3 protein-coding genes are annotated in these 3,648 nt (G+C 69.9%); 1 reads left to right on the plus strand and 2 read right to left on the minus strand.

Translation table 11 applies throughout. The annotated features are described in order from the left end of the window. Positions 1–996, minus strand: a 996-nt coding sequence (locus tag B3S45_RS12035) for an FAD-dependent oxidoreductase (RefSeq protein ID WP_286720852.1), incomplete at its 3' end; no start/stop codon positions are given. A 138-nt stretch (positions 997–1,134) separates the two neighbouring features. On the opposite strand from B3S45_RS12035, the gene B3S45_RS12040 reads away from it, so the two are divergent. Further along, on the plus strand, positions 1,135–2,397 hold the full coding sequence (locus tag B3S45_RS12040) for a hypothetical protein (RefSeq protein WP_286720854.1): 1,263 nt from the start codon (positions 1,135–1,137) through the stop codon (positions 2,395–2,397). Between the two features lie 42 nt (positions 2,398–2,439). Here B3S45_RS12040 and B3S45_RS12045 read toward each other — a convergent pair whose 3' ends face one another. Then, the gene (locus B3S45_RS12045) at positions 2,440–3,393 is read right to left on the minus strand and encodes a GlxA family transcriptional regulator (RefSeq protein ID WP_286720855.1); all 954 of its coding nucleotides are present in this window, start codon (positions 3,391–3,393) and stop codon (positions 2,440–2,442) included. Between the last annotated feature and the right edge of the window lie 255 nt (positions 3,394–3,648).

Raw genomic sequence — 3,648 nt, forward strand, 5'->3', positions numbered from 1 at the left:
TCCGATCACCTCGGATGGCTCGAGATCGGCCTCGAGGACGTGCAGTCTGCGCAACGCGGCGAGCTGTGCGCGACCGAGCGCGGTGTCGGCCGCGACGTCACGCAGTCGCGCCATCGTCGCGTCGCTCGGCAGGAGCCCGTGCTCGTGGGAGAGGCGACCGACGGGGTACCACGAGGCGAAGGTGCGATCGGCGTACGGCACGACGTCGCCATAGGGGCCCTGCACGAGAGTGAGCGGGCGCGGGGCGCGGTATCCGTTCACGATCGTCGCCGCCTTGAGTCGATAGTTGCGCGTCACCGCGTGTTCGGCGGGGAGCAGCAGCTGCTGCTGCTCCCATGCGGCGTTGACGACGAGGTCGGCGGTCAACGTCGATCTCGCGCCGTCGCGCGAGGTGACGTGGACGTGTGCGAGTTCCGACGACTCGAGCAGAGTCGCGGTCGTGTCGGTGAGCACGCGAATGCTCGAGGATGCGATGGCGCGCACGATGATGCCGCCGAGCGCCACCGGATCGACGGCGCGTTCCTCGGAACGGAAGGCGGGAAATCCGGACGGTTCGTGGGTGTGCGGAGTGAACGCGATGACGCGCTCGATGTCGCTGCCGAGGTAGTCGTGTCCGATCTCCGCCCGCAGCGCGTCCAACCGCGATTGGATCTCCGCGTAGCGCTGGGCGAGCTCCTTCGGCGGGCAGAGGCTGTCCGGCATCACCAGGTAGTTGAAGCAGTCGGTGACGAGCTCGGCCCAGTTCAGCCGGCGACCGACCGCCTCATCGACCGTGGAGGCGAAGGAGAAGGCTCCGCGAAGCATCACCTCGGCCGTGGCGAGGCCTCCGAGCGCGAACACCGGGCCGAGGTGGACCTTGCCTTCGTTCGCGCGACTCGCGCGGCTCCAGAGCGAGGGCTCAGCTTCGACGAGCGTGACCTCCCAACCGCGTCGCGCCGCGAGCAGGGCGGAGATGGTGCCGAGCATGCCTCCGCCGACGACAACGATGTGGGGCATGAGCAGCTCTCCCTCGGAGGTGGACGCGCCCACGATAGCGGGGTTCGTCGCCGGCGGACGATGTCCGCGTGCGGCGATCGCGCCTCACCCGTGATCCCGGTCGTGGCAGTATGAGCAAGGCTCGGATAGTCTCGACCCATGGTCGATGACTCATCACTGGTCCGCGGTGACCGGAGCTCGGGCTCGCCGGCCTCCGGGCCGGGGCGCGCGGAGAACGAGGGCGGGTCCGACGCGGTCACCCAGGCCCGTGGTGCTGCCATCCTGACGCCCGCTCGGATCCTGCTGATCGTCGGCGGGCTGGCGGTGCTCGCGGCGGGCTCGGTCATCGCCGTGGCTCTGGTGGCCGCGGGCGACTCGAGTGCCGCGCCGGTGCCGAGTCCGACTGCGACGTCGACTTCGGTGGTCGAGCCGAGTCCGGAACCGGTCGAGGCGGCGCTTCTGCGGCCGACCCCGGTCTTCGACGTCGTGTGCGACGAGCTTGTTCCACCGGACGTGGCCGTCACGGCGCTCGGGGAGCAGGCGGCGCTCGTGGCCGACAGCGAACCGTGGGACTGGACCTCGGCGGCTCTGCTGTCGGCGGGTGGCCTCGACTGCGTGTGGGGGCTGACGTCGTCGGCAACGGCGGTCGCCACGACGCATCCCCTCAGCGTGGCCGTGCTTCCCGGGGCGGCCGCCGATCCGGATTCCTTGTTCCGGTACGACAACGGGTCGACGGTGATCGACACGGCGGGCGACGCCTCGGTGTTCTCCTGCACGGGTTACGGCGGCCTCCCCGGCTGCTTCGGCGGGATGCACGTCCGCGGTGCCTGGGTCGAGGCAGGATTCTCGGTCGCGGGCGCGGTCGACAACGCCGAACTGAATACACGCATGCAGGCGGTGCTCGATTCTGTGGAACGCGGGCTTCGAGGTGCTGAGTCGGCGACGAACCCCTGGGTCCCCTCGGAGGACGAGATCGGGCCGCTGCTGTGCGTCGATGGTGAGGTCGGGGAGCAGCTCCAGGCGGCCTTCGACGAGGAACTCGTGACCTACGGGAGCGATGCGGGCGGCGCGCACGGCTTCGCGCTGTGGCGGGAGCTCGACGCCGCGTGGTGCCTCACCGGCGGAACGACCTTGGATGAGGACTCGCGGGTCGTCGTGAGCGCCAAGGCGCTGCCCGGGGGCGCATGGTCGGCGCACGGCGCCGCCGAGGTGTGGCCGAGAACGGGCTCTGTCAGCGCGGTCGAGGTGGAGGGTGCTGAGCACGCGCGGATCTCCTGCGTCGACTCGACGTGCCGTACGGTCGTCCAGGTCGGGGAGGACGCGTACTGGTTCGAGACGAAACGCGTCGACCGCGACGACGTGATCGCGTCGCTCGGGCGCTTCTTCGAGGCCGTTGACGGCGGGACCGCATCGGCGGGCTGACCCACGGACGCGGTTCCACGGGGGGAGCCGAGCGGGCGCCCGTCAGCCGGCCGCGCGCTCGCCGAAGGCGCGGCGGTAGCTCGTCGGCGTGGTCTGCAGCGACTTCAGGAAGTGGTGGCGCATGACCGCGGCGGTGCCGAATCCGACCAAGTGGGAGATCTGCTCGAGGCCGAGATCGCTCTCTTCCAGCAGCTGCCGTGCGCGGAGGATGCGCTGCGTGTTGAGCCAGGCCGCGGGGGTCGCGCCGACCTCGGCTCGGAAGCGCCGTGCGAACGTGCGCGTCGACATGAGCGCACGTCGGGAGAGCTGCTCGATCGTGAGGTCTTCGGCGAGGTTCTCGAGCATCCACTCGATCACGTCGGCGAGTGAGTCGTCCTGGCACTCGGCGACGGGGGTGGGGATGTACTGCGATTGCCCGCCGTCGCGCTGAGGCGGCACGACCATGCGGCGCGCGATCACGTTGGTGGCGGCGGCGCCGTGCTCGACTCGCACGACGTGGAGGGCGGCGTCGATTCCGGCCGCGGTGCCCGCCCCGGTGACCACTTTCCGGTCGTCGATGAACAGGACTTCGGGGTTGACATCGGTGCCGGGATTCTCGCGGGCCAGGCGGTCGGCGTACATCCAGTGGGTTGTCGCGCGACGGCCTTCGAGCACCCCGGCCTGCGCGAGAACGAATGCTCCGCTGCAGACGCTGAGCACCCATGCGCCGCGGGCCTCCGCGCTGCGGATGACGTCGAGGTACCGCTCGTCGATGTCGCCGATCGCCTGAGCGGTGACGGCGACGAGGTCCGCGTCGGCGGCGACGGACAGGTCGTCGCGGATGACCATCTCGAAGCCGAGGCTCGTGCGGACGGGCCCCGGGTCGGCGGTGGCGATGGTGAAGTCGAAGGCGGGGGCGCCGCTGTCGCTGCGGTCGATCCCGAAGATCTCGCAGATGACTCCGAATTCGAAGGGCGCGACGCCAGGAATGGCGAGCAGGACCACTTTCTTGAGCACGATGCCTCCTGGCGGGATTTCGATGAACTATGGCAATCGTGCCACTCGCGGCAGTTCTTTGCAATCCGTAGATTTTCTGCCATGACGACGACTCTTCTGATCCTCCTGGGCGCCTCATCCGCCGTCGCGGTGATCGCGACGCTCGTGGCGACGGTGCGCGACGGCTACCGACGTGTTCCGGCGCGCCCGCGCGACTAGCCTGAAGGCATGACCTGGCTTGTCACCGGCGGCGCCGGCTACATCGGAGCGCACGTC

Origin of the sequence: Microbacterium sp. UBA1612 (assembly GCF_002321605.1) — a bacterium.
Classification (GTDB): domain Bacteria; phylum Actinomycetota; class Actinomycetes; order Actinomycetales; family Microbacteriaceae; genus Microbacterium; species Microbacterium luteum.

What these genes read in the sequence shown, in the direction of transcription:
- B3S45_RS12040 (WP_286720854.1), top strand. Translation starts at nt 1,135, where the DNA reads ATGGTCGATGACTCATCACTGGTCCGCGGTGACCGGAGCTCGGGCTCG.